The organism is Aeromicrobium sp. Root236, assembly GCF_001428805.1.
Taxonomy (GTDB): Bacteria; Actinomycetota; Actinomycetes; order Propionibacteriales; family Nocardioidaceae; genus Aeromicrobium.
The window spans coordinates 215516-240804 of record NZ_LMIS01000001.1 but is presented as its reverse complement, the minus strand read 5'-3'; the positions used below and the strand labels follow the sequence as shown (position 1 = coordinate 240804).

Sequence of the window (25289 nt, the reverse complement as noted above, 5' to 3'; positions counted from 1 at the left end):
GGAGTGGCGCCGCGACTCCCCTGGAGATCGCGGCGCCACAGTCCCGGTCGACCTAGATCAGGCCGCGCCTGCGAGCCGTCGCGAAGCCGCCGGCAGCGACCATCAGCGCAATCGCGGCGAGGCCGCGCGTGACGTTGGCCGTGCCAGAGCCGTCCTCGCCGGCGATCTCGAACTTGTACGCCGTCAGGGCCGTCGCGCCTTCGGGGCTGCCGTACGGCTGCGCCGAGGCAGCGCGCTTGGCACCGGCCTCCAGCAACGCGTAGCGCTGGCCGAAGTCCATCGCCGTCTCCTTGCCGGACTCGACGACCTTGCTCGTGCCCTCCTTGGACAGTCGCTCAGCACCCTCGGGCAGCTTCGGTGCCCCCTCGGCCGCCGTGCCGAGACCCGCGGCCAGCTTCGCCGAGCCAGCGGCAGCCGTACCGAGACCACCCGCGAGGTCACCCGCGCCGGCAGAGAGCTGGCCGGTGCCGGCCTTGAGGTCACCGGCACCCGCATTGAGATCGCCCGCGCCTGCACTGAGGTCACCGGTGCCGTCGGAGAGCTGGTCGGCGCCTGCGGCCAGCTTGTCGAGGCCGGCCACCAGGTCGCCGCCCTTGTCGGTGAGCTGGTCGAGCCCGCCGATGAGCTGCGCGATGCCGTTGCGCAGGGTCTTGTCGGTCGAGGGTGCACCGACACCCGCGGTGACACCGCCGGCCAGCTGCTGGAGACCACCATCGAGGCTGCCGGCGCCGGTCTTCAGCGCACTGATCGCACCCTTGAGCGACGCGACGCCATTCTTGGCGCCCGTGATCGCACCGACGAGCTGCGGCTTCTGTGGCACCGTGTCGTCCAGGCTGTTGGCGAGCTGCAACGCCCCGGCCAGGGCACCGTCGACTCCGTCCAGGCCGGTGTCGACGCCTCCCAGGCCACCGATGAGCTTGGCGACACCGTTGCGGAGCGTGCCGTCAGCGGCGGGGCTGCCGACACCACCCGCGACCGTCTGCTGCAGCTTCACGAGCCCGGCGTCGACCTGCTGGGCGCCCGCTTTCAGCTTCGCCACGCCGTCGAGGAGGGCCGGAGCGCCTCCGCTGGCCTCCGCGAGGCCGTCGGCGAGCTGGCCCGCGCCTGCGTCGAGCTTGTCAGCACCGGCCGAGAGCTTGCCCGTGCCGTCCTGGAGCTTGGACGCCCCGGCGTCGAGCTGGCTCGAGCCGTCAGCGAGCTTCTTGGCCCCTGGTACGGCCTCTCCGTTGAGACCCGAGCTGAGCTGGTCCGCGCCATCGCGAAGCTTGAGGATGCCGGCGAGCAGGTCGCTCGCGCCGTCGCGCAGCTTGAGGACGTTGGCGTTGATCTCCGTCGCTCCAGCCGTCAGGTCCTGACCGGTCTCGGCACCACCCTTGTACGCCTCGGCACCACCCTTGAACGAGACGTTCTCGAGCGGGTTGACCGGAAGTGCCGAGATGTCGGCCTTGGGGATCGTGGCGTCCTTGACCTGGGCCGTGTAGCCGATCTCGGCCGTGGCCTTCCCGATCGGCGGGATCAGGGTCATGGTGAACGACAGCATCGTGCCGCCACGACCGTCGCCGGCCGCGTTGGCGCCGTCCGGGACGACCTTGGTGAAGCTGGACGGCAGGGTCGTGTCGAGCGTGCCGACCATCGGGACGACGACCTCTTGCGGCGCCGTCTCGGTCTTGCCCTCACCGTTGGTGAACGGGACGTCCTCGGTCGTGCCGGTGACGTTGGTGACGACGTAGCGGACCTCGAGCTTGCCGGACTTCCCGACGATGTCCGACGGGTCCATCTTCTTGCCGTCGAGCGTGTAGGTGACCTTGATGTCGAGCGGCAGCTTCTTGGTGAAGTCCGACACCGAGCGGTACTTCTTGGTGCCGTCGACATCGGTCTTGATGTGAACAGCACCGTCCTTGACGTCGTAGCCGCGGAAGCCGTCGAGGTTGCGCAGGCCCTTGGTGGAGATCGGGTTGGCGAGGTCGACCTTGCCGTTGCCGGTCAGCACGAGCTGCTCGTAGACGCGCTTGGCGTCGATGTGACCGGACGCGTCCATCGCGACCTGGACCGTCTCGGTGTTGGACACCTTGACGTCGTCGTCGGAGCCGGCGGCGAAGGCTCCGGGAGCCATCGCGCCTGCTGACAGGCCGAAGACACCGATGGCCAGGACTGCGCTGCGCCGGCGAATGGGGCTCCTCATGCCGACACCTCCTCGCGGTGACGGGACGCCTCTTCGCGATGACGGGATTCGACGACCTCCTCACCGAGCAGGATCGAGCCCACGACACCCATCGCAGACGCCAGCAGCACGGTCGTGGCGGCGGTGGGGGCGTCGGTGAGGAACAGCGACGGCGACGCGGCATAGGTCTGCTCGTAGGCGCCGACCATGGCGGCGCAACCGACGAGCATCGCCCAGAGCGGGACGCGGCTGCCCGTGGCGACCGAGACCAGCATGGCGATGATGATCACGCCGAAGACCGCGACGGCCTGGGCGGTGTCGGTGTCGGGCAGCACGCCCGCGCGCAACGCGTAACCGACGTAGGCGATGACGAAGCCGGCCGCGAAGCCCAGCAGTCGCTCGACCAGCGAGCGGTCGGGCACGAGCCCGATGATGGCGCCGAGCGTGACGCCCAACAGCGCGACCTGATCGAGATCCAGGCCGAACATGTGGCCGAACGCGATCGTCAACGCACCGAAGACCGCGAGCACGGCTCCCTTGATGACACGTGAATTCATGATTGTGTGCAGCACTAGGTGGCGCCCCTCAGCGCACGTGAGTCCTAGCTGCTGACTCCCTCCAGGACGTATTTGACCATGTCGGCGGGTCACCCGCGAAATCTCCGCGTAACCTTGCGGCACTTTCGTCGTTGTCACGCCTGATGCGGCTGTGACCACAGGAGTTCCGTACGCTGTCGAGGTGACTTCGAGGACCACGCGCGCGACGATGACGGGCGGGACTCTCGTGGCGGCCGGCATGATGACGATGAACATCGCCGTCTACGGCTTCAACGTCATCGCAGCGCGCGCCCTGCTGCCCAAGGAGTTCGGCGCCCTCACGGCGTTGTTCGGCATCCTGCTCGTCGGCTCCGTGGCATCGCTGGGCCTGCAGGCCGTCACCGCCAGACGCCTCGCGGTGGACCCCGCCCGCCAGGACGCGATCATCGACGCGACGGTCCGGGTCACGGTCATCGTCGCGTCCGCCGTCGGCCTGATCGTCGCGGCGTCGACGGTCGTCCTCACCCCCGTGCTCAAGCTCGACAGCTACTGGGCCGTGCTGCTGTGCGGAGCGACTCTCGTACCGCTGACGGTCATGGGGGCCGAGTCCGGCATCGCACAGGGCACCGCGCGGTGGGGTTCGCTCACCGCGATCTACGTCGGCAACGGGCTGGGCCGTCTCTTCGGAGGAGCGCTCGCGCTGGTCATCTCGCCCAGCGTCAACTCCGCGATGATCGGCATCGCGATCGGCTCCTGGCTGCCGGCTCTCGCCGGCGCTCGTTTGATGATCGGCCACGGCAACGGCACCACGATCAGCCGGCGCCCGTTGCTCAGGGAGGCCCTGTTCTCGACGCACGCGCTGCTCGCGTACTTCGTGCTCAGCAACCTCGACTCACTGATCGCCCGCAACCGTTTCGACGAGCATGAGAGCGGCCTGTACGCCTCGGGGCTCATCCTCGCGAAGGCGGCGCTCTTCTTTCCGCAGTTCGTCAGCGTCGTGCTGTTCCCCGACCTGGCTCGCGCGACCACGCACCATGCTCGACTGCGCGCGGTCTCGCTCGTGGCCGGCTTCGGCACCCTTGCAGTGCTCGCCACCGCCGCACTCCCCCGGGTCGCCCTGATCCTCGTCGGCGGCCACCAGTACGACGACATCACCAACCGTCTCTGGCTGTTCGCGGTCGCGGGGTCGTGTCTCGCGATCGTGCACCTGCTCGTGTTCGACGCCCTGGCCCGCCACGCCCACGGCATCGTCGTGATGATCTGGGGTGCTGTGGTCGCGGTCCTCGCGGCGGCGTACGGCCTGGGTGTCGGCATCACCGGCCTCGTCCTCACGGTGGCGCTGGTCGCCGCGGGTCTTGCTGCCGTGGTGTTCGTGTTCACCCCGAGCCACGCCCAGGACCCGGCGCCGAGCTAGCCGGCCCGGTCAGAGGCTGCGTGGTCTGCCGAACGTCCCGTGGATGTCGACCGTCTTGTCGGCATCGGTCGTACGCACGTTGAACTCGAGCTCGAACCCGTCGGCGTTCCGCCTGGCCAACGCCGGATCCGTGAGCGCGGAGGCGAGCTTTCGTCCCTCGGCGAGCGTCATGTGGTTGACGTAGAGCTCCGGCGAGCGGCCGCTCGACTCGAGGGCGAGATCGGCGTGAGGATGGGCGACGCCCTCCCGGACTATCGCTTTCAGCTGCGCGATCGTCACTCGCTGCGGTACGTCCGAGAGCCGGATCCGGCCTGCTTCGGCGTCAAGGTTGCCGCCGTCCTTCCAGAGCGAGAGTCGTCGCAGGCTCGTGACGACGCCAGGGAGATCGCCCGCCTTCCCGACGCGCACGTCGGCGACACCACCGGCGATCGCCACACCGTCAACCCCGCGGAGGGCCTTCACCGCCATCGCCGCGCGGGCATCCGCTGCCGCCGAGACCCGGACCTTCGGATAGATCTCGACCTGCACGGCTGCCGGCTCCGTCCTGTCGTCGCCGGCGACCGGCTCGATCTCGCCGACCGTCACGTGAGCCGTCCATCGACCGGTGCCGACGTACTGCTTCGAGAACGCCCGGGTCGACCTGGCTGCTGAGGCGACCTGATCGGCGGTCGCCTGCTCGGTCATCACCACGTTGATGTCGACGGCCCAGTGATCTGCGTCGAGCGGATCAGCATCGGCGTCACCGTCGATCGGGGTCTGCGTCGCGTCGACTGACGCCACCCCGGCGCCGGTCGGGTGAAGCACGCTCTCGGCCTGCGTCTTGATCGACTCCGCGCCCGCGTCAGGGTCATCGGATCCACTGCAGGACGAGAGCAGCACCGCCGCCACGAGCACACCAGCGCCGGTGAAGACGCGAAAGACTGTCACCCGCACAGGCTAGTGGAAGTCGCGCTAGTGACCAGCCTCGTGCCACGTGCGGCCGACGCCGACCGACACGTCGAGCGGCACCGAGAGGTCGGCAGCTGAGGCCATCTGGTCGCGGACCAGCTGTTCGACCTGCTCCCGCTCCCCCGCGGCGACCTCGAGCACCAGCTCGTCGTGCACCTGCAGCAGCATCCGCGAGGTGAGCCCGGCTGCGTCGAGGGCACGCTCGACGCCCAGCATGGCGACCTTGATGATGTCGGCCGCCGAGCCCTGGATCGGCGCGTTGAGGGCCATGCGCTCGGCCATCTCACGGCGCTGCCGGTTGTCGCTCTGGAGGTCTGGCAGATAGCGCCGACGACCCATGATCGTCTCGGTGAAACCGGTCTGGCGCGCCTCGTCGACCAGACCGCGCAGGTAGTCGCGCACCCCGCCGAAACGCTCGAAGTAGTCGTCCATGAGGCCCTGGGCCTCGCCCGTCGAGATGTTGAGCTGCTGGCTGAGGCCGTAGGACGAGAGTCCATAGGCGAGCCCGTAGTTCATGGCCTTGATCCGGGCCCGCAGGCCGCCGTCGATCTCGCTCGGCTCCTTGGCGAACACCTTGGCCGCCATGACCGTGTGGAAGTCCTCGCCGGAGTTGAACGCCGCGATGAGGTCGGCGTCCTCCGACAGGTGCGCCATGATGCGCATCTCGATCTGGCTGTAGTCGGCCGTCACCAGCGTGTCGAAGCCCTCGCCGACGCAGAATGCCTCGCGGATGCGGCGACCTGACGCCGTGCGGATCGGGATGTTCTGCAGGTTGGGGTCGTTGGAGCTCAGGCGGCCGGTCGCGGCAATGGTCTGGGCGTACGTCGTGTGGATGCGACCGTCGTCGGAGATCGACTTGCGGAGCCCTTCGACGGTCTGGCGCAGCCGCGTGACGTCGCGGTGGTCGAGCAGGTGCTGCAGGAACGGGTGCTCGGTCTTGACGTAGAGCTGCTGCAACGCCTCGGCGTCGGTCGTGTAGCCGGTCTTGGTCTTCTTGGTCTTGGGCATGCCGAGCTCGTCGAACAGCACGACCTGCAGCTGCTTGGGCGAGCCGAGGTTGATCTCCTTGCCACCGATCGCCGCGAACGCCTCGGAGGCGGCGTTCTGCGCCCGCGCCGCGAACTCGGACTCGAGCTCGATCAGGTGGTCGTCGTCGATCGCGATGCCGGTGCGCTCCATCCGCGCCAGGGTCGCCACGAGAGGCAGCTCGACGTCCCGGATCAATGCGGTGCCGCTGGCCTGCTCCACCTCCTGGTCGAGCACCGCGGCGAGGTCGAGCGTCGCGCGGGCACGCAGCATGCCGGACTCGGACCCGACGGTGTCGGTGTCGAGCGTCAACTGGCCGGAGTTGTCGGACTCGTCGCGCAGCTCGCGCTTGAGGTAGCGCAGCGACAGGTCGCCGAGGTCGTAGGAACGCTGGTCAGGGCGCACGACGTAGGCCGACAGCGCCGTGTCGGCCGCGACACCCTTGATGGGCCAACCCTTGGCCTCGAGCGCCAGCGCCGGACCTTTGGCGTCGTGGAGCACCTTGGGACGCTCGGGATCGGCGAGCCAGGCCGCGATCGCGGCGTCGTCCTCGGCCGTGATGTCGTCGGTGTTGATCCACGCCGCGGACTCGTCGGAGGCGATCGCCAACCCGACGACGTCGCCGGTGCCGCGACCCCACGAGCCCTGCACGTGAAGCCCGAGGCGGGCGCCGGACTTGGAGTGGGTGTCGAGCCACGCCGGGACCTCGCCGGGCGCCAGCGTCACGCCCTCGAGGTCGAACCCCTCCTCAGCCTGCGGCTCGACCTCGCCGAACGCCTCGAACAGGCGGGTGCGCAACGCGTTGAACTCCAAGGCGTCGAACACCGTGTGGATCGCCTCGCGGTCCCAGACGGTGTCGAACGCCAGGTCGGCGGGACCGGCGGGCAGGTCGAGGTCGAGGATCAGGGCGTTGATGCTGCGGTTGCGCAGGACGCTGTCGAGGTGCTCGCGCAGCGACTCGCCCGCCTTGCCCGGAACGTTCTCGACATCGTTGACGAGCGCCTCGAGCGTGCCGTACTGGTTGATCCACTTGGCGGCGGTCTTGGGGCCGACGCCGGGGACGCCCGGAAGGTTGTCGCTCGTCTCGCCGACGAGAGCGGCGATGTCGGGATAGTGGTCGGGCGTGACCGAGTACTTCTCCTCGACCGCGGCCGGCGTCATGCGAGCCAGGTCGGAGACCCCCTTGCGGGGATAGAGGACCGTCGTCTTGTCGGAGACGAGCTGGAGAGCGTCGCGGTCACCCGTGCAGATCAGCACCTCCATGCCGGCGGACTCGGCGCGGGTCGTCAGCGTGCCGATGATGTCGTCGGCCTCGAAGCCGTCCTTCTCGAACGTCGTGATGTGCAACGCGTCGAGGATCTCCTTGATCAACGGGATCTGGCCGGTGAACTCCGGCGGCGACTTGGAGCGATTGCCCTTGTACTCGGCGTACTGGTCGAGCCGGAAGGTCTTGCGGGAGACGTCGAACGCGACCGCCACGTGGGTCGGCCTCTCGTCGCGCAGGACGTTGATCAGCATCGACGTGAACCCGAACACCGCATTGGTGCTCTGGCCCGTCGTGGTCGAGAAGTTCTCGACGGGGAGGGCGAAGAAGGCACGGTAGGCGACGGAATGGCCGTCGATCAGCAGGAGGCGGTCCACCCGGTCGACTCTAGTCGCCGGGTCTGACGAACTGCGAGGGGTCAGGTGCGGGAGTGGCCGCGGGCGTCGGTGCGCCGGCGAAGCGTCCGGCGTACGGCAATCAGCTTGCCGGTGTCGCGCGAGTTGGTGGCCTTCATCGTGAGGCGCGACCGCAGCTTGCTGGCCTGGATCGCCCGCAGCACCGCGATCTGGTTGAACCCGATCTTGGTGAGATAGCGATGCGGCTCGCGCGAGTGCACCGGCACGGCGGCGACGACGATCTCGCAGTTGTGCTCCTCGCCGTAGCTCGCAGCAGCCGACAGCAACGTCGACGCCACAGACTTGCGGCGGAACCGCGGCGACACCTGGATCTCGGTGATGATCAGCACGCGGGTCAGGTTGATCGGGGTCAGCGTGCCGATCGTGCACACCGTGGCGCCGACGATCTCGCCGTCGACAAGGGCCACGATGATGCGCTTGTCGTGGTGCCCGAGGTTGAGCTCGAGCGCCGCCGCGGCCTCGGCGACACCGGGCTCACGCCACAACGCCTGCTGCGTGAACGCCTCCGAGCCCTCGTCCTTGCTGGCGCCTGCGCACTCGGCCCAGAGGGTGACCAGGGCGTGTGCATCCTCGCGATCTGCGTCGCGGAGAACGATGTGCGGTCGGCCCGACATGCACTTCCCTTGTCTCGAGTCCGGAACTCCCGCGCACCAGTCGCGGGCGTAGAAATGACACACTACGCGCGGGGTGCTGCGGGCGTACCCAGTTGAAACCTCAATTGTCGAAGGAGACCTTACATGTTCGTCGGCTTCGGTACAGCCACCAACGTGGCGACCGTGGTCGCCGGCTCGGGGCTGGGTCTCCTGATCGGTCATCGCCTGAGCCTTCGCGTACGTTCGACCGTCACCTCCGCGCTCGGTCTCGTCACGTTGCTGATCGCCGCGGATGCCGCCATGGCGGTCAGCAGCGCGGACCTCGTCGACGCCGTCGACCGCGGCGCGCCGACGCTGATCGTCCTCGGCTCCCTGGTGTTCGGCGGCATCATCGGCTCGGTGCTGCGGCTGGAGGACCGGCTCGAGGACTTCGGCGGTTGGCTGCAGGGGCGTCTGACGCCCGGCGAGGCCGGTGAGGGCCGGCAGCGGTTCATCGAGGGATTCGTCATCAGCTCGCTGGTCTTCTGCATCGGTCCCTTGACGATCCTCGGGTCGATCAACGAAGGGCTCGGCAACGGCGCCGACCAGCTGCTGCTCAAGGCGTCGCTGGACGGCTTCGCCGCCCTGGCGTTCGCGGCGTCGTTCGGCATCGGCGTCATGGCGTCGGCGGTGTCGGTCGCCGTGATCCAGGGGACCCTCACGGTGCTGGGCGCGGCGCTCGGCTCGTTCCTGCCGGACGCGCACCTCGAGGCCCTCACCGCGACCGGCGGACTGATCCTGATCGGGGTCGCGTTCCGTCTGCTCGACCTCAAGTCGATCCACGTCGCCGACCTGTTGCCCGCGCTCGTGCTGGCGCCTGTGCTGTGCCAGATCGCCGTCGTGGTGCACTGACACACCGTCTCGAAACCCAACTGTTACCCACGGGCCCCCGTTGTGACGTGCATGACTCTTGCATGTGGCTATAGTCCGAGGATCACATTTGAACCAACCCGTGCATCAGCGGACAGGAGTCATGCGTGCGACTGCGAACAGCGGCACTGCTCTCGATCGTGATGGGGGTCCTCATGATGGGCCTGACGTCGCCTGCCCAGGCGGCAACCAACGACACGATCGACGTCAACGGACAGCTTTCCGACACCCGGACCGATCCAGCCAAACCAGTGCCAGGCGTCAAGATCTCCGTGGAGAAGGACGGCGCCGAGATCGCGTCGGGCACCAGCGGTGCCGACGGCTCGTTCTCGATCGCGCTGCCCGGCACCCCGATCGATCTGCTCGGCGAGAAGATCACCGTCAAGATCGACACCGACACCCTGCCCAAGGGTGCTGAGCTCCGAGATCCCAAGAAGACGACACTCAGCATCACCATCAAGACCGACTCCGACATCCGCATCGGCTACGCGATCGGCCCGGCGACCGACAACTCCGTCGGCACGTTCACCGAGATCGGGCAGAGCGGCATCAACGGCATCTTCCTCGGCCTGCTGCTCGCGCTCGCCGCCCTCGGCCTGTCCCTGGTGTTCGGCACCACCGGCCTCACCAACTTCGCCCACGGCGAGCTCATCACGTTCGGTGCGCTCGCCGCCTTCATGTTCCAGGACCAGTGGGGCTGGGCGTTCTTCCCGGCCGCCCTGGTCGCGGTCATCCTCTCCGGCGCCTTCGGCCTGGCCAATGACCGGTTGCTCTGGAAACCGCTGCGAGGACGGGGCACAGGCCTCATCGCCATGATGATCGTCAGCATCGGCCTGTCGATCTTCCTGCGGAACATCTACCAGTACTTCTTCGGCGCCGACAACCACCAGTACACCGGAGTACCAGCCGGCAAGCTGTGGAACATCGGCTCGATCGGCGTCTCGCCCAAGGCGTTCTACATCGCCGTGGTCTGCGTCATCATCCTCGTCGCGGTGTCCCTGGCGGTGCAGCGCACGCGCCTCGGCAAGGCGACGCGAGCCGTGTCGGACAACCCCGCACTCGCCGCATCCTCGGGCATCGACGTCGACCGCGTCATCACCACGATCTGGATCGTCGGCGGCGCGCTCGCCGGCCTCTCCGGCATCATGTGGGGCCTCACGAACGGCTTCGACTACCAGGTCGGCAACAAGATCCTCCTGCTCGTGTTCGCCGCCGTCACCTTGGGAGGCCTCGGCACCATCTGGGGCACGATGGCAGGAAGCATCATCGTCGGCCTCCTCGTGGAGATGTCGTCGCTGATCCTGCCGTCCGAGCTCAAGTACGTCACCGCACTGGTCGTGCTCGTGCTGATCCTGCTGGTCCGTCCCCAAGGTCTGCTCGGTCGAGCAGAGCGCGTCGGTTAGGAAGGGAGAACACCATGGAATGGTCAAGCGTCCTCTCCGGTGCGATCGAGCAGGGAATCGGCCCGAGCGCCATCATCTACTGCCTCGCCGCCATCGGACTCAACATCCACTTCGGCTACACCGGCCTGCTCAACTTCGGCCAGGCCGCGTTCATGATGGTCGGCGGCTACGCCCTCGGCTCACTCATCCAGACCTGGGGCTGGCCGCTCTTCCCCAGCCTCATCGTCGGCCTCCTCATGGCGGTCGTGCTGGCGCTCGTGCTCGGCGTGCCCACGCTGCGGCTCCGCGCGGACTACCTGGCCATCGCGACGATCGCGGCAGCCGAGGCGATCCGCCAGGTGCTCGGCTCGGCAGCCCTCAACGACCAGTTCGGCGGCCAGGACGGCCGTTACGGCTTCGTCGACGGCATGCGGTCGCTCAACTTCATCCCGTCAGGGGGTGTGCACTTCCTGGGCTTGGACTTCCGGTCGTACGACTTCTTCATCATGATCGTCGGCTGGACCCTTGCGCTCCTGTTGTGCGGGTTCGTCTACCTCCTCATGCGGAGCCCGTGGGGACGCGTCCTCAAGAGCATCCGTGAGGACGAGGACGCCGTGCGCAGCCTCGGCAAGAACGTCTACTCCTACAAGATGCAGGCGCTCGTGCTCGGTGGTGTCATCGGTGCGCTCGCCGGCATCATGTCCGGCTTGGCGACCAGCAACGTCGCGCCGTCGGACTTCGCGACCGACACGACGTTCTTCACCTACACCGTGCTGTTGATCGGTGGTGCCGCCCGCGTCTTCGGACCGGTCGCCGGTGCCCTGATCTTCTGGTTCTTCATCAGCGGCCTCGACCTGGTCTTCGACAAGCTGACCTCGGGCACCAACCCGACCATCCCGGCGTCGATCATGACCGACGACCAGGCCAGCCTGATGCGACTCATCTTCCTGGGGCTGATACTGATGCTGATCATGATCTACCGGCCACAAGGGATCTTCGGAGACAGAAGGGAGCTGGCGATCGATGCCCACTGAAACGCAGCCGTCCAGCGACACCCAGAGCCAGAAGTCCGACTCGATCCTCGTGGCCGACGGGGTGACCCGGAAGTTCGGTGGCCTCACTGCCGTCGACGTCGAGCACTTCGAGATCCAACGCGGCAAGATCACCGCGCTGATCGGACCCAACGGCGCCGGCAAGACGACGTTCTTCAACCTGCTGACCGGGTTCGACGAGCCCGACAGCGGCGAATGGACGTTCAACGGCGAGAGCCTCCACGGCGTACCGCCCTACAAGGTCGCCCGCAAGGGCATGGTCCGCACGTTCCAGCTCACCAAGGTGCTGTCGCGGCTCAAGGTCATCGAGAACATGCGCCTCGGCGCGACCGGCCAGCGCGGCGAGAAGTTCCTGCCAAGCCTGTTCAAGGGCTTGTGGAGCGCCCAGGAGAAGGAGAACACCAACCGGGCCATGGACCTGCTCGCGCGGTTCAAGCTCGACGCCAAGGCCGACGACTTCGCCGGCTCGCTCTCGGGCGGCCAGCGCAAGCTGCTGGAGATGGCGCGGGCCCTGATGGTCGACCCCGAGCTGATCATGCTCGACGAGCCGATGGCCGGCGTGAACCCCGCCCTCAAGCAGTCGCTCCTGGGCCACGTGAAGTCGCTGCGTGACGAGGGCCGTACGGTCCTGTTCGTCGAGCACGACATGGACATGGTCCGCGACATCTCCGACTGGGTCGTCGTGATGGCCCAGGGCAAGATCGTCGCGGAGGGCCCGCCTGACACCGTCATGGCCAACCAGGCGGTCATCGATGCCTATCTGGGCGCGCACCACGACGCCGCGCTCACCCACGAGACCGAGGAAGAGATCCTGGCCGCAGCCGAGGCCGAGCTCGAAGCGGAAGCAGAAGCCGAGGAGAACAGCTGATGGTCGACGACTACGCGGCACCCGAGGGCGCGATCCTGCGCGCCGACAACCTGATCGCCGGCTACCTGCCCGGCGTCAACATCCTCAACGACGCGAGCCTGCACTGCCACGACGGTGAGCTCGTCGGCATCATCGGCCCCAACGGCGCCGGCAAGTCGACGCTGCTCAAGGCCATGTTCGGCCTCGTCAAGATCCACGAGGGCACGGTCGTGCTCAACGGCAAGGACATCACCAACCTGCGGGCCGACCAGCTCGTCGCGTCGGGCGTGGGGTTCGTGCCGCAGACCAACAACGTGTTCCCGTCGCTGACGGTGTCCGAGAACCTCGAGATGGGGATGTACCTCGACCCCAAGAAGTTCAAGGAGCGCTTCGGCTACGTCACGGACATCTTCCCGCGGCTGTTCGAGCGCAAGGACCAGCGCGCCGGTTCGCTCTCCGGCGGCGAACGCCAGATGGTGGCGATGGGCCGAGCGCTCATGATGTCGCCGTCGGTGCTGCTGCTCGACGAGCCGTCGGCCGGCCTGTCCCCCGCTCTGCAGGACGAGGTGTTCGTCCAGACCAAGCGGATCAACAGCGCCGGTGTCTCGGTCGTCATGGTCGAGCAGAACGCCAGCCGCTGCCTCCAGATCTGCGACCGGGCGTACGTCCTCGACCAGGGCCGCAACGCCCACACGGGCTCCGGCCGCGACCTGATGAACGACCCGAAGGTCATCGAGCTCTACCTCGGCACACTCGCCAAGGCCCACTGACCCCTCACCCGCCTCCGCGGTTTACCAAGAGGTCAGGGCAAACTGCCACTCCGCACGGTGCGCGCACCCTGTGGAGTGGCAGTTTGCCGTGCGGAGCGTCAGCCAAGGGCGATGTACGTACGCCCGTGGCAGTAGAGGCTGCGGGAGCGATCGAGATCGAGCCTCAGGCGTTCGACGGTCTGCCGCATCGGCAGCTCCGGCCAGATCCACCGCGACATCCCTCGGCCCGTCCCCCGGACACCGTCCTCACGTGCCTTCTCGTCCGTGAGGATCCGCCCGGGGTCGGCGACGTGCACGTTGAGGCGGCCGTACTTGAAGAGCCCGTCGAACTCGCCGGTGTGGCGCCAGGCGTCCCAGTCGAAGTCAACACGCGCGACGACGCCGAACTCCCCTCGAATCGTGACCTGCTGCTCGGGTCTCGGGATTCCTCCGCGCCACATCATGAACAACGACCGCGACTCCCCCACAGATTCGCACCGGCCGTCCGACAGCCGCATGGCAAGGGCGGCGTGCCGAGCGCCGGGCCACCGAGTCAGGCGTTCCCCGATCTCGTCCAGGCCCTCCGCGGTCGCGAGGCCAAGGTGCAGCGCGGAGCTGGCTGTGACCATGGCCGACTCGGTCGAGCAGATCGTGGCGGCCTCGAACACCGCTCGCTCCGGCCGCATCACGAGCCGGCCGTCGACGAACATCACGTCTTCAGTGGGTACGGCGCCGACGTGGTGCACCACACCGGCTTCCCGCCGCCCCGCACGACCGTCGAGTCGCGTCACGTGTACGTCCTGGTCCGGCGAGGCGTACTGATCGATCCCATGGGCAGCGCATGCCGACTGGTGGCTGAGGACGAACCCGTCGCCGAGCCGGTCGACGACGGCGTACGAGACGAGGCGATGCCGCTCGACCTCTGTCATACTCGCGACGTCGTCCGCGTACGCGTATATGCCATGGCGCAGTCTCACGAGCAGACCAGCGCGTAACGCCGCCTTGATGTCCCGGTCGCGACAGCCGGCGTCGATGATCTGCGCGCGCGTCACGTAGCCACGGGTGAGCGCCTGGGTCCTGATGAGGTCATTCATCGGCTCATCACACCGATCTGCGGCCGATGGACCCAGCCCGAATGCCACCGCTGTGGATCATCGGCGTGACGCCAGACCTGTGGACCGCCGACTTCCCACGGCAAACCGCCACATCTCAGGGTGCGCGCGCCCTGTGAAGTGGCGGCTTGCCCTGACCTCTTGGTAAACCGCAGCCGGTGGGAGACGCAGGAGGGCCCCGGCCGAAGCCGGGGCCCTCCTGGTCGTGCTGTGCTGTGCCTACTTACTCGACGACGCCGGTGACGTACTCGAGGTTCTTGTAGGTGTTGTCCTCGCCGTACTGGAAGATGCCGATCGTGGCCTTCGACGGGGATCCGGTGTCGTTCATGTCCACCGGGCCGGAGACACCGTCATAGTCGATGTCCTTTCCGTCCTTGAGCAGCGCCAGGCAGTCCTTGTAGGTGGTGCACTTCTCGCCGCCTTCGGAGACTTCCTTGATCTTCTTGGACAGGGCGACACCGTTGTCGCTCTTGGCGGCCTCGGCGGCCAGAGCCGTCAGGACCGTCGCGTCGTACGACTCAGGACCGTAGGTGAAGTCCTTGAGCTTCGGGTTGATCCCGAGCAGACGAGTCTTGAAGTCGTCCTTCAGCTGCGCGCCGGGGTAGGTCGACTTGACGCCCTTCAGGGTTCCCTTGGGGAAGTCCTTGCTGTAGTCGGCGGTGTTGCCGTCCACGAAGTACGTCTTGACGTCCTTGGGTCCGATGCCAGCAGCCTCGAGACCGGGGATGATCTTGGTGGCCTCGTTGAACGAGATCACGACGATCGCGTCGGGCTTGGCGTCCTTGATCTTCTGGATCTCGGACGTGTAGGAGGTCGCGTCGACGCTGTAGAGCACCTTCGCGGCGACCGTTCCACCCTGGTCCTTGATGGTCTTCTCGACGTTGTCGGCGAGCGCCTCACCGTACGCCTCCTGGCGCGCGATGATCGCGACGTTCTTGGCGCCGTCCTTGAGGACGAGGTTGCCGAGCACGTTGCCCTGGAGCACGTCGGACGGGGCGGTACGGAAGTAGAGGCCCTTGTCGTCGTAGGTGTCGAAGGCGGTCGACGTGTTGGCCGGGGAGAACTCCACGACACCAGCGCCGACGATCTTGTCGATGACGCTCAGCGAGACGCTCGAGGAGGCCGCACCGATGATGACGTCGGACTTGGCTGCGAGGAGCTTGTCCACCGAGCCGGGCGCGATCTTCGGCGTACCGTCGCCGGAGTCCGCCTTGGACTGAGCGACAGGCTTGCCGAGGACTCCGCCAGCCTCGTTGATGTCCTTGACCGCGAGGTCGACACCCGCGAACTCCGGGGGGCCGAGGAACGCAAGGTCACCGGTCGACGGCAGGAGCGTGCCGACCGTGAGGACACCGTCGCCCTTGGCTGCGGGAGCGTCGGAAGCCTTGGGCTTGTCGCCGTCGCTGTCGCTGCCGCCGCCACATGCAGCGAGAACAAGCGCGCTCGCGGCCACGACGGCCGCGAGGCGGATCGTCTGGGTACTGCGTTTCATCAATCCTCCGGATATGTAGAAAGCCCATGGCCCGTGCCAGGGAGCGTGTACGTATGCATGAACTTAGTCTTTTCATGGGTCAATTGGGTCAACGAGCCGATTACGGCAAGTAACGTAGCCAATTTGTAACCCGGGCATGATCAGCCCTGAGGATCGACCGACCCGCCCAGCTCAGGACCGTGGTCGATGACCCCTTGTGCGACCTGCTGCATCGTCAGGCGGAGGTCCATCGCCGTGCGCTGGATCCAGCGGAACGCCTCGGGCTCGCTGATGCTCAGGGCCTCCTGCAGAAGCCCCTTGGCCCGCTCGATGGCCTTCCGCGTCGCGAGCTGGCCGGTGAGGTCGCCGACCTCGTGCTCGAGGGCCCGGATCTCGGCGAATCGGCTCATGGCCATCTCGATTGCCGGCACGAGATCGGACTTGGTGAAGGGCTTGACCAGGTACGCCATGGCGCCGGAGTCCCGGGCGCGCTCGACGAGCTCGCGCTGGCTGAACGCCGTGAGCATCACCACCGGGGCGATCCTGGCCTGGGCGATCTGGGAGGCCGCTGCGATGCCGTCGAGCTTGGGCATCTTGACGTCCATCACCACGAGGTCAGGACGGTGCTCCATCGCCAGCTCGATCGCCTGCTCACCGTCGCCGGCCTGGCCGACCACGACATAGCCCTCCTCGGCGAGCATCTCGGCGAGGTCGAGCCGGATCAGCGCCTCGTCCTCGGCAATCACGACGCGTGGCGCGGGCCGTCCCGACTCCGGGGCTTGGTCAGTCACATGAGAAGGTTATCCCGCACGTGAACTCGGGTTGAGCTCGACGGACGCAGTGCGGGCTCGCGGGTCCAGCTGCGCCGGATGTTGCGGCCGACGCGTGCATGCCGGGTTGGCGGAATGGTAGACGCGACGGTCTCAAAAACCGTTGTCCGCAAGGGCGTGCGGGTTCGACTCCCGCACCCGGCACCGGGATTGGACCCATTGAAGAGTGGGCGAAAGTTCTGAAGCCGGAAGCAACGACGGCCGCCCGCGGCCGGCGCGGTGCCGGCCTGCCGGCACGGGAACGTGAGCCGAGTCAGCCGTGGAAGACAACTTCAAGGACACCCATGCCTCGCAGCCAGACACGTACCTCGACCGGCAGTGGGTGCGTCTATGGCCTCGGCGGTGTCCTGGCCTTCTTCGCCGTCCTGCTCGAGGGCATCCCGCTCCTCCTGACGTGGCTCGTGCACGTCCTCGACCTCAACTCCTACTTCACCGAGCGGGAGTGGCACATTGCTCCTGAGTTCTGGACTGTGGTCGCAGTCTTCACGCTCCCGGCGATCGTCACCACGTACGTCGTGCTCCTCGAGGTTCGCCGCGGCAACCTCAACCCGGTCGGTCCAGCCGTCGCGTGGGGCATCGCGATGGCTTTCACCCTTGCGGCCGTCCTCAACCTGTTGGGCGGCCGCAACCACCCTGTCCTGCCGTCCGACCTGAGCGATCGCCTTCCAGACGTCAACATCTGGGCTGCGGATGTGCTGCAGGCGGCCGGATTGACCCTGCTGGTGGTCCTGGTGATGTCTCTCGCGATGTTCCAGTTCACGATGAAGTTCGCCGGCCTGCAAGCGAGCGCCGGCGATCTTCCTCGTGGTCACCGTCGTGGGTGTGCTGGCCGTCGGCTGGATGGCAGGCTCCGACTACTTCTGACGCCGAGCGTGAACACGTCGTCACCGTAGTGACGACAAAGCCCGCCCGCCCCAACGTCCGGGGCGAGCGGGCGAGCCGATGGAGAACTACTCCGCGGTGTCCTGGTAGGCCGGGACGACGCCGTTGATCGCATCGCCCATGTTGTGGATGCGCAGCGCGTTGGTCGACCCCGGGATGCCCGGAGGGCTCCCGGCGACGATGACGACCTGCTGTCCGTCGGCGCAGCGGCCGATCTCGAGCAGCGCCTTGTCGACCTGCAGCACCATCTCGTCGGTGTGCGTGACCTCAGGGACGAGGAACGTCTCGATGCCCCAGCTCAGGGCCAGCTGCGAGCGTACGAGCGGGTCGGGCGTGAACGCGATGACCGGGACCTTGGAGCGGTAGCGCGTCATGCGGCGAGCGGAGTCGCCGCTGGTCGTGAACGCGACGACGAACCGGGCGCTGACCGCCTCGGCGACGTCGGCAGCGGCGCGGCAGATGATGCCGCTCTTGGTCTTGGCCTTCCACGTGAACGCCGCCATGCGGGGCAGGCCGTGCTCCTCGGTGGACTCGATGATGCGAGCCATCGTGGTGACGGTGTGGATCGGGTACTCCCCCACGCTCGTCTCGCCGGACAGCATCACCGCGTCGGCGCCGTCGAGCACCGCGTTGGCGACGTCGGACGCCTCAGCGCGGGTCGGCCGCGGAGCCGAGATCATCGACTCGAGCATCTGCGTGGCGACGATGACGGGCTTGGCGTTGCGGCGAGCCTTCTCGACGATGAGCTTCTGGACGATCGGGACGTCCTCGAGCGGCAGCTCGACGCCGAGGTCACCGCGCGCGACCATGACGCCGTCGAAGGCGTCCATGATGCCGTCGAGGTTGTCGACAGCCTGGGGCTTCTCGATCTTGGCGATGACGGGGCGCATGATGCCCTCTTCGACCATGATCTTCTTGACGTCGTAGTAGTCGTCGGCGGAGCGTACGAACGACAGCGCGATGAAGTCCACGCCGAGACGCAGCGCGAAGCGCAGGTCGTCGATGTCCTTCTCACTCATCGCCGGGACGCTGACCATCACGCCGGGGAGGTTGATGCCCTTGTTGTTGCTGACCGGGCCGCTCGTCTCGACGGTGCAGGTGACGTCGGTGTCGGTGACGGCTGTCGCGCGCAGGCGCATGCGGCCGTCGTCGATCAGGATCTCGTCGCCCACCGAGACGTCGCCGGGCAGACCCTTGTAGGTCGTGGAGCACCGGTGCTCGTCACCGAGGATGTCGTCGGTCGTGATCGTGAACGTGCCACCGACCTCGAGCTGGACGGGTCCGTCGGCGAAGCGGCCGAGCCGGATCTTGGGGCCCTGGAGGTCGGCCAGCACGGCGATCGCCTTGCCGACCTTGTCACCGGCCTCGCGGACCCAGGCGTAGTTCTGCTCGTGGTCGGACTGGTCGCCGTGACTCATGTTGAGTCGCGCGACGTCCATCCCCGCCTCGGTCAGCTGCAGGATCTTGTGGGCGCTACCGACGGCCGGGCCGAGGGTGCATACGATCTTCGCTCTTCTCACTGCACGAGCCTATCCAGCGGTTCGCCTACCGGCGAGTCACTTAAGTGGTTTGGCGCAACAAATCAGGTTTCGGTCAGGTTCGAGAGCAAAAGACCAGTTGTCACACCGTCAACGGGCGGGCATTCGGCGGAATCGGGGCCGGCAGGTTGGTCGATCCCGACAGGTACGCGTCGACGCCCGCGGCGGCCGAGCGGCCCTCAGCGATGGCCCACACGATGAGCGACTGACCACGTCCGGCATCACCGGCGACGAACACGCCGTCGATGCTGGACATGTAGCTCTTGTCGCGCTTGATGTTGCCGCGTTCGTCGAGCTCGACGCCTAGCTGGTCGACGAGGCCCTCCTTCTCGGGACCCGTGAAGCCCATCGCGAAGAGCACGAGCTGTGCCGGGACGACCCGCTCGGACCCCTCGACCTCCTCGAACTTCCCGTCGACCATCTCGACCTCGACGAGCCGCAGGCCACTGACGTGACCGTTCTCGCCGAGGAACTCCTTGGTCGAGATCGAGTAGACCCGCTCCCCCGCCTCCTCGTGAGCAGAGGAGACGCGGTAGATCATCGGGTACGTCGGCCATGGCTGCGACTCGGGACGATCCGTGCCCGGGTTGGGCATGATCTCGAGCTGCGTGATCGACCGGGCGCCCTGACGTACGGACGTGCCGAGGCAGTCAGCACCCGTGTCGCCGCCACCGATGATGATGACGTCCTTGTCGGTCGCGACGATCTGGTCGTCGACCTCTTCGCCGAGCGCGACCCGGTTGGCCTGCGGGAGGAACTCCATGGCCTGGTGGATGCCGGCGAGCTCACGCCCGGGCACCGGCAGGTCACGTCGTACGGTCGAGCCCATCGCCAGCACGACGGCGTCGTAGCGGTCACGCAGCTGGTGGCCGGTCAGCGTGTCGCCGACCTGCACGCCCGTACGGAAGACCGTGCCCTCGCGCTGCATCTGGTCGATGCGGCGCTCGACCTGGATCTTCTCCATCTTGAACTCGGGGATGCCGTATCGGAGCAGCCCGCCGGGCTTGTCGTCACGCTCGTAGACGGCGACGGTGTGACCGGCGCGGGTCAGCTGCTGCGCAGCCGCGAGACCAGCCGGACCGGAGCCGACGACGGCGACGGTCTTGCCGGTCAACCACTCCGGCGGCTCGGGCTTGACCCGGCGGTCGTCCCAAGCCTTGTCGATGATCGAGACCTCGACGTTCTTGATCGTCACGGCGTCGCGGTTGATCGCCACGACGCACGCGGTCTCGCACGGGGCCGGGCACAGCCGCCCGGTGAACTCCGGGAAGTTGTTGGTCGCGTGCAGGCGGTCGAGTGCCTCGTCCCAGTCCTCGCGCCAGACCAGGTCGTTCCACTCGGGGATCAGGTTGCCGAGTGGGCAGCCCGAGTGGCAGAACGGGATGCCGCAGTCCATGCAGCGTCCGGCCTGTTCGGTGATGATCGGCAGCAGGGCGCGGCCGGGCCCACCGGGGTAGACCTCGTTCCAGTCGTTGACGCGTTCCTCGACAGGGCGCCGTTCGGCGACCTGTCGGGGAGTCGTGATGAATCCTCTGGGATCAGCCACGTGCGGCCACCTCCATCATGCGTGCGGTCGTGTCTTCCTCGGACAGTCCTTCGGACTCGGCGGCGTCGCGCGCCTCGAGCACCAGCCGGTAGTTGACCGGCATGATCTCGGTGAATCGCGCGAGCGACTGCTCCCAGTCGCCGAGCAGCTGCTCGGCGACGACCGAGCCGGTCTCCTCTTGGTGCTTCTGGATCAGGAGCTTGAGCTCTTCTGCGGCGGTGCCCGCGACAGGGCGCAGCTCTACCATGTCCATGTTGACCTTGGTCTCGTCGAGGTCCAGGACGTACGCCGCACCGCCACTCATGCCGGCGGCGACGTTGCGCCCGGTCTGGCCGAGGATCACGACCCGGCCACCCGTCATGTACTCGCAGGCGTGGTCGCCCACGCCCTCGACCACGGCGCTGACGCCGGAGTTGCGGACACAGAACCGTTCGCCGACCTTGCCGCGCAGGAAGATCTCGCCGCTGGTCGCGCCGAAGCCGATCACGTTGCCGGCGACGATCTGCGCCTCGGCGGTGAACTGCACCTCGCGGGGCGGACGGACGACGATGCGACCGCCCGACAGTCCCTTGCCGACGTAGTCGTTGCCGTCGCCCTCCAGGCGCAGCGTGACGCCCTTGGGCACGAACGCGCCGAACGACTGCCCGGCCGAGCCGAGGAACGTGATGTCGATCGTGTTCTCGGGAAGTCCCTCGCCGCGATAGCGCTTGGTGACCTCGTGGCCGAGCATCGTGCCGACCGTGCGGTTGACGTTGCGGATGTCGACCTGCGCGCGCACCGGCTCGCCGCGCTCGAGCGCGTCGGCGCTGAGCGCGATGAGCTCGTTGTCGAGAGCCTTGTCGAGGCTGTGGTCCTGGCCCGTCGTGTTGTGCCGGGCCGCGCCCTCGGGGAGCTCCGGGACGTACAGGATCGGGGTCAGGTCGAGCCCGTCGGCCTTCCAGTGGTCGACGGCCTTGCGGACGTCGATGACCTCGGCGTGACCGACGGCCTCCTCGATCGAGCGGAAGCCCAGACGCGCCAGGATCTCGCGCACCTCTTCGGCGATGAACTGGAAGAAGTTGACGATGTACTCGGCCTTGCCGGCGTACTTCTCGCGCAGCGCCTTGTTCTGGGTGGCGACGCCGACGGGGCACGTGTCGAGGTGACACACACGCATCATGATGCAGCCGCTCACGACGAGCGGAGCCGTGGCGAAGCCGAACTCCTCGGCCCCGAGCAGCGCGGCGATGACGACGTCACGGCCGGTCTTGAGCTGCCCGTCGGCCTGGACGACGATGCGGTCGCGCAGCCCGTTGAGCAGGAGGGTCTGCTGGGTCTCGGCGAGGCCGAGCTCCCACGGTCCGCCGGCATGCTTGAGCGAGGTCAGCGGAGAGGCACCGGTGCCGCCGTCGTGCCCGGAGATCAGGACGACGTCGGCCTTGGCCTTGGAGACGCCGGCCGCGACCGTGCCCACGCCGATCTCCGACACGAGCTTGACGTGCACGCGTGCCGCAGGGTTGGCGTTCTTGAGGTCGTGGATGAGCTGCTTGAGGTCCTCGATCGAGTAGATGTCGTGGTGCGGCGGCGGCGAGATGAGGCCGACGCCGGGCGTCGAGTGCCGGGTGCGGGCGACCCACGGATAGACCTTGGGGCCGGGCAGCTGGCCACCCTCGCCGGGCTTCGCGCCCTGCGCCATCTTGATCTGGATGTCGTCGGAGTTGGTGAGGTACTCCGACGTGACGCCGAAGCGGCCCGACGCGACCTGCTTGATCGCCGAACGGCGCTCCGGGTCGTACAGGCGCTCGGGGTCCTCGCCACCCTCACCGGTGTTGGACTTGCCGCCGAGACGGTTCATCGCGATCGCGAGGGTCTCGTGCGCCTCCTGGCTGATGGAGCCGTACGACATGGCGCCGGTCGAGAAGCGCTTGACGATCTCGGAGACCGGCTCGACCTCGTCGATCGGCACCGGTGGGCGCTCGCCGTCCTTGAAGCCGAACAGGCCGCGCAGCGTCATGAGTCGCTCCGACTGGTCGTCGACCCGGCTGGTGTACTGCTTGAAGATCTCGTAGCTGCCCGTACGCGTGGAGTGCTGCAGGCGGAACACCGTCTCGGGGTCGAACAGGTGCTCCGGTCCACCGCGACGCCACTGGTACTCGCCCCCGGTCTCGAGGTGACGGCGCGCCGCGGCGATGCCGCTCGTCGGGTACGCCTTGAGGTGCCGCGCCCGGACCTCCTCGGCGAGCACGTCGAGCCCGACGCCGCCGAGCTTGGACGACGTGCCGGTGAAGTAGGCCTCGATGACCTCAGGCGCCAGCCCGACAGCCTCGAAGATCTGGGCACCGGTGTAGGACGCAACGGTCGAGACGCCCATCTTGCTCATGACCTTGAGCACGCCCTTGCCGAGGCCGTAGGCGACGTTGCGCAGCGCCTGGCCGGGCTCGACGCCCTCGACGAAGACCTTCTCGCGCGCCAGGTCCTCGGCGGACTCGAGCACGAGGTAGGGGTTGACCGCGGTCGCGCCGTAGCCGATCAGGAGCGCGACGTGGTGCACCTCGCGGACGTCACCGGCCTCGATGATGAGGCCGGCCTGCGTGCGCAGCTTCTCGCGCACCATGTGGTGGTGCACCGCGCCGGTCAGCAGCAACGACGGGATCGGTGCGAGGTCGGCGTTGGAATGCCGGTCCGACAGCACGATGATCCGTGCGCCGTCGGCGATCGCGCGCGACACCTCGGCGCAGATCTCGTCGAGCTTGGCCTTGAGGGCCGCGCCGCCGCCGTGGACGTCGTAGAGGCCGCGGACGACGTGCACCGAGAAGCCCGGCATGTCGCCGTCCTTGTTCATGTGCCGGATCTTGGCGAGCTCGTCGTTGTCGAGCACGGGGAACGGCAGCTGCAGCATGCGGCACGACGCCGGGCTGGGTGCGAGCAGGTTGCGCTCGGGCCCGATCGTGCCCGCCAGCGAGGTGACGACCTCTTCGCGGATCGCGTCGAGCGGCGGGTTGGTGACCTGCGCGAACAGCTGCGAGAAGTAGTCGAACAGCTGCCGAGGACCGTCCGAGATCGCCGCCAGGGGCGTGTCGGTGCCCATCGACCCGATCGCCTCGGCGCCGGTGCGGGCGATCGGCGCGATGAGCAGCCGCAGCTCCTCCTCGGTGTAGCCGAACACCTGCTGGCGACGGGTCACCGACGCGTGGGTGTGCACGATGTGCTCGAGGTCGGGCAGGTCCTCGAAGCGGACGAGGCCCGAGTAGAGCCACTCGTCGTACGGGTGCTCCGAGGCGAGGGTGTTCTTGATCTCGTGGTCCTCGATGATGCGGTGCTGGTCGAGGTCGAGCAGGAACATCTTGCCGGGCTCGAGCCGGCCCTTGCGGGTGATGGTCTTCTGGTCGATGTCGAGGACACCGGCCTCGGAGGCGAGCACGACGAGGCCGTCCTCGGTCACCCAGTAGCGACCGGGGCGCAGGCCGTTGCGGTCGAGGACCGCGCCGATCTGGTTGCCGTCGGTGAACGCGATCGCGGCAGGTCCGTCCCACGGCTCCATGACGGAGGAGTGGAACTCGTAGAACGCCCGGCGCGCCGGGTCCATGTCGGCGTCGTTCTCCCACGCCTCGGGGATCATCATCATGACGGCGTGCGGCAGGCTGCGGCCACCGAGGTGCAGCAGCTCGAGCACCTCGTCGAACGATGCGGTGTCGCTGCCGAGCGGGTCGCAGACCGGGAAGAGCCGGTTCATGTCGCCGGGGATCAGGTCGCTCTCGAGCAGGGCCTCGCGGGCGCGCATCCAGTTGCGGTTGCCGCGCGCGGTGTTGATCTCACCGTTGTGCGCGATGAAGCGGAACGGGTGGGCCAGCGGCCAGCTGGGGAATGTGTTGGTCGAGAAGCGGCTGTGCACGATCGCCATCGCCGACTCCATGCGCGGGTCGGCGAGGTCGGGGAAGAAGCCCTCGAGCTGCTCGGGTGTGAGCATGCCCTTGTAGACGAGCGTGCGGCTCGACAGCGACGGGAAGTAGACCGCGAGCTCGTGCTCCGCGCGCTTGCGCAGGCAGTACGCCGTGCGGTCGAGCTCGATGCCGCTCTGCGGCTCCCCCGCGGCGGTGACGAACACCTGGACGAACGCCGGCATCGCGGCGCGCGACATGCCGTGGCCCAGGACCTCGGGCTCGACGGGGACCTCGCGCCAGCCGAGGACCGTCAGGCCCTCCTCGGTCGCGATCTCCTCGACGCGAGCGCGCGCCTCGGCGGCCTCAGCCTCGTCGATCGGCAGGAACGCCATGCCTGCGGCGTACGAACCCGCCTCGGGCAGCTCGACGCCGCTGACCCCGCGCAGGAACGCGTCGGGGACCTGGATCATGATGCCCGCACCGTCGCCCGTGTCCGGGTCGCCGCCGACGGCTCCACGGTGGTCGAGGTTGCGCAGGGCGGTGAGTCCCTGGAGGACGATCTCGTGGCTCGGCACGCCGGTCAGCGTCGCGACGAAGGCGACACCACAGGCGTCGTGCTCGTTCTGCGGGTCGTACAGACCTTGGGCAGGCGGCTGAGTCGAATAGAGGGGGGCGCGCATGGAGGGCCTCACTTCACGTCATCAGGATCACGAAAATTCTCGGACCGGGGACGACGTTGGCCTCGGACAGCAT

General features: G+C 67.7%; 18 protein-coding genes and 1 tRNA gene. 8 read left to right on the top strand and 11 right to left on the bottom strand.

The window, feature by feature from the left end; all coding sequences use genetic code 11:
• Positions 1 to 52: 52 nt before the first annotated feature.
• Positions 53 to 2182 (bottom strand): hypothetical protein, encoded by a 2130-nt coding sequence (locus tag ASE12_RS01255; RefSeq protein ID WP_056395910.1) that lies wholly within the window; start codon positions 2180 to 2182, stop codon positions 53 to 55.
• Entirely contained in the window at positions 2179 to 2718 is a 540-nt protein-coding gene (locus tag ASE12_RS01250; RefSeq protein ID WP_056395906.1) for a hypothetical protein, read from the bottom strand. The genes ASE12_RS01255 and ASE12_RS01250 overlap by 4 nt, the downstream gene beginning before the upstream one ends.
• A 181-nt stretch (positions 2719 to 2899) precedes the next feature.
• Between ASE12_RS01250 and ASE12_RS01245 the strand changes: the two genes are divergently transcribed.
• Positions 2900 to 4111, top strand: coding sequence for a polysaccharide biosynthesis protein (locus ASE12_RS01245; RefSeq protein ID WP_157412769.1), 1212 nt, complete (start codon positions 2900 to 2902; stop codon positions 4109 to 4111).
• Positions 4112 to 4120: 9 nt separating this feature from the next.
• Here ASE12_RS01245 and ASE12_RS01240 read toward each other — a convergent pair whose 3' ends face one another.
• The 3 genes from ASE12_RS01240 to ASE12_RS01230 are packed head-to-tail and all read right to left on the bottom strand — an operon-like array spanning position 4121 to position 8379.
• Positions 4121 to 5038, bottom strand: coding sequence for a hypothetical protein (locus tag ASE12_RS01240; RefSeq protein WP_157412768.1), 918 nt, complete (start codon positions 5036 to 5038; stop codon positions 4121 to 4123).
• A gap of 24 nt (positions 5039 to 5062) precedes the next feature.
• Entirely contained in the window at positions 5063 to 7726 is a 2664-nt protein-coding gene (gene polA, locus ASE12_RS01235) for a DNA polymerase I (protein WP_056395897.1), read from the bottom strand.
• Positions 7727 to 7767: 41 nt separating this feature from the next.
• Positions 7768 to 8379 (bottom strand): GNAT family N-acetyltransferase, encoded by a 612-nt coding sequence (locus ASE12_RS01230; RefSeq protein ID WP_056395894.1) that lies wholly within the window; start codon positions 8377 to 8379, stop codon positions 7768 to 7770.
• A 123-nt stretch (positions 8380 to 8502) separates the two neighbouring features.
• Between ASE12_RS01230 and ASE12_RS01225 the strand changes: the two genes are divergently transcribed.
• From ASE12_RS01225 to ASE12_RS01205, 5 genes are all read left to right on the top strand, one after another.
• Positions 8503 to 9249 (top strand): DUF554 domain-containing protein, encoded by a 747-nt coding sequence (locus tag ASE12_RS01225; RefSeq protein ID WP_056395891.1) that lies wholly within the window; start codon positions 8503 to 8505, stop codon positions 9247 to 9249.
• Between the two features lie 125 nt (positions 9250 to 9374).
• Positions 9375 to 10670 carry a branched-chain amino acid ABC transporter permease gene (locus ASE12_RS01220; RefSeq protein WP_056395888.1) on the top strand — a complete coding sequence of 432 codons (1296 nt, stop codon included), beginning with the start codon at positions 9375 to 9377 and terminating at the stop codon, positions 10668 to 10670.
• 14 nt (positions 10671 to 10684) lie between these two features.
• Positions 10685 to 11683, top strand: coding sequence for a branched-chain amino acid ABC transporter permease (locus tag ASE12_RS01215; RefSeq protein ID WP_056395885.1), 999 nt, complete (start codon positions 10685 to 10687; stop codon positions 11681 to 11683).
• Positions 11673 to 12569 carry an ABC transporter ATP-binding protein gene (locus ASE12_RS01210; protein ID WP_056395882.1) on the top strand — a complete coding sequence of 299 codons (897 nt, stop codon included), beginning with the start codon at positions 11673 to 11675 and terminating at the stop codon, positions 12567 to 12569. Before ASE12_RS01215 ends, ASE12_RS01210 begins: the two co-directional genes overlap by 11 nt.
• The gene (locus ASE12_RS01205) at positions 12569 to 13318 is read left to right on the top strand and encodes an ABC transporter ATP-binding protein (RefSeq protein ID WP_056395877.1); all 750 of its coding nucleotides are present in this window, start codon (positions 12569 to 12571) and stop codon (positions 13316 to 13318) included. The genes ASE12_RS01210 and ASE12_RS01205 overlap by 1 nt, the downstream gene beginning before the upstream one ends.
• A 98-nt stretch (positions 13319 to 13416) precedes the next feature.
• Here ASE12_RS01205 and ASE12_RS01200 read toward each other — a convergent pair whose 3' ends face one another.
• The 3 genes from ASE12_RS01200 to ASE12_RS01190 all read right to left on the bottom strand — a co-directional run bounded on the left by ASE12_RS01200 (position 13417) and on the right by ASE12_RS01190 (position 16671).
• Positions 13417 to 14391, bottom strand: coding sequence for a type IV toxin-antitoxin system AbiEi family antitoxin domain-containing protein (locus ASE12_RS01200; protein ID WP_056395874.1), 975 nt, complete (start codon positions 14389 to 14391; stop codon positions 13417 to 13419).
• A 241-nt stretch (positions 14392 to 14632) separates the two neighbouring features.
• Complete coding sequence (locus tag ASE12_RS01195) at positions 14633 to 15901, bottom strand: ABC transporter substrate-binding protein (protein ID WP_056395871.1); 1269 nt, start codon at positions 15899 to 15901, stop codon at positions 14633 to 14635.
• A gap of 140 nt (positions 15902 to 16041) precedes the next feature.
• Positions 16042 to 16671 (bottom strand): ANTAR domain-containing response regulator, encoded by a 630-nt coding sequence (locus tag ASE12_RS01190; RefSeq protein ID WP_056395868.1) that lies wholly within the window; start codon positions 16669 to 16671, stop codon positions 16042 to 16044.
• Positions 16672 to 16771: 100 nt separating this feature from the next.
• Here ASE12_RS01190 and ASE12_RS01185 point away from each other — a divergent pair.
• A tRNA-Leu gene (locus ASE12_RS01185) sits at positions 16772 to 16854 on the top strand.
• Positions 16855 to 16994: 140 nt separating this feature from the next.
• Positions 16995 to 17603 carry a hypothetical protein gene (locus ASE12_RS01180; RefSeq protein WP_056395864.1) on the top strand — a complete coding sequence of 203 codons (609 nt, stop codon included), beginning with the start codon at positions 16995 to 16997 and terminating at the stop codon, positions 17601 to 17603.
• A gap of 57 nt (positions 17604 to 17660) precedes the next feature.
• Here the strand turns inward: ASE12_RS01180 and pyk are convergent, their stop codons facing one another.
• From pyk to gltB, 3 genes are all read right to left on the bottom strand, one after another.
• Positions 17661 to 19112, bottom strand: coding sequence for a pyruvate kinase (gene pyk, locus ASE12_RS01175; protein WP_056395861.1), 1452 nt, complete (start codon positions 19110 to 19112; stop codon positions 17661 to 17663).
• A gap of 100 nt (positions 19113 to 19212) precedes the next feature.
• Complete coding sequence (locus ASE12_RS01170) at positions 19213 to 20676, bottom strand: glutamate synthase subunit beta (protein WP_056395858.1); 1464 nt, start codon at positions 20674 to 20676, stop codon at positions 19213 to 19215.
• Positions 20669 to 25216, bottom strand: a complete 4548-nt coding sequence (gene gltB / locus ASE12_RS01165; protein WP_056395855.1) for a glutamate synthase large subunit — start codon at positions 25214 to 25216, stop codon at positions 20669 to 20671. The genes ASE12_RS01170 and gltB overlap by 8 nt, the downstream gene beginning before the upstream one ends.
• Between the last annotated feature and the right edge of the window lie 73 nt (positions 25217 to 25289).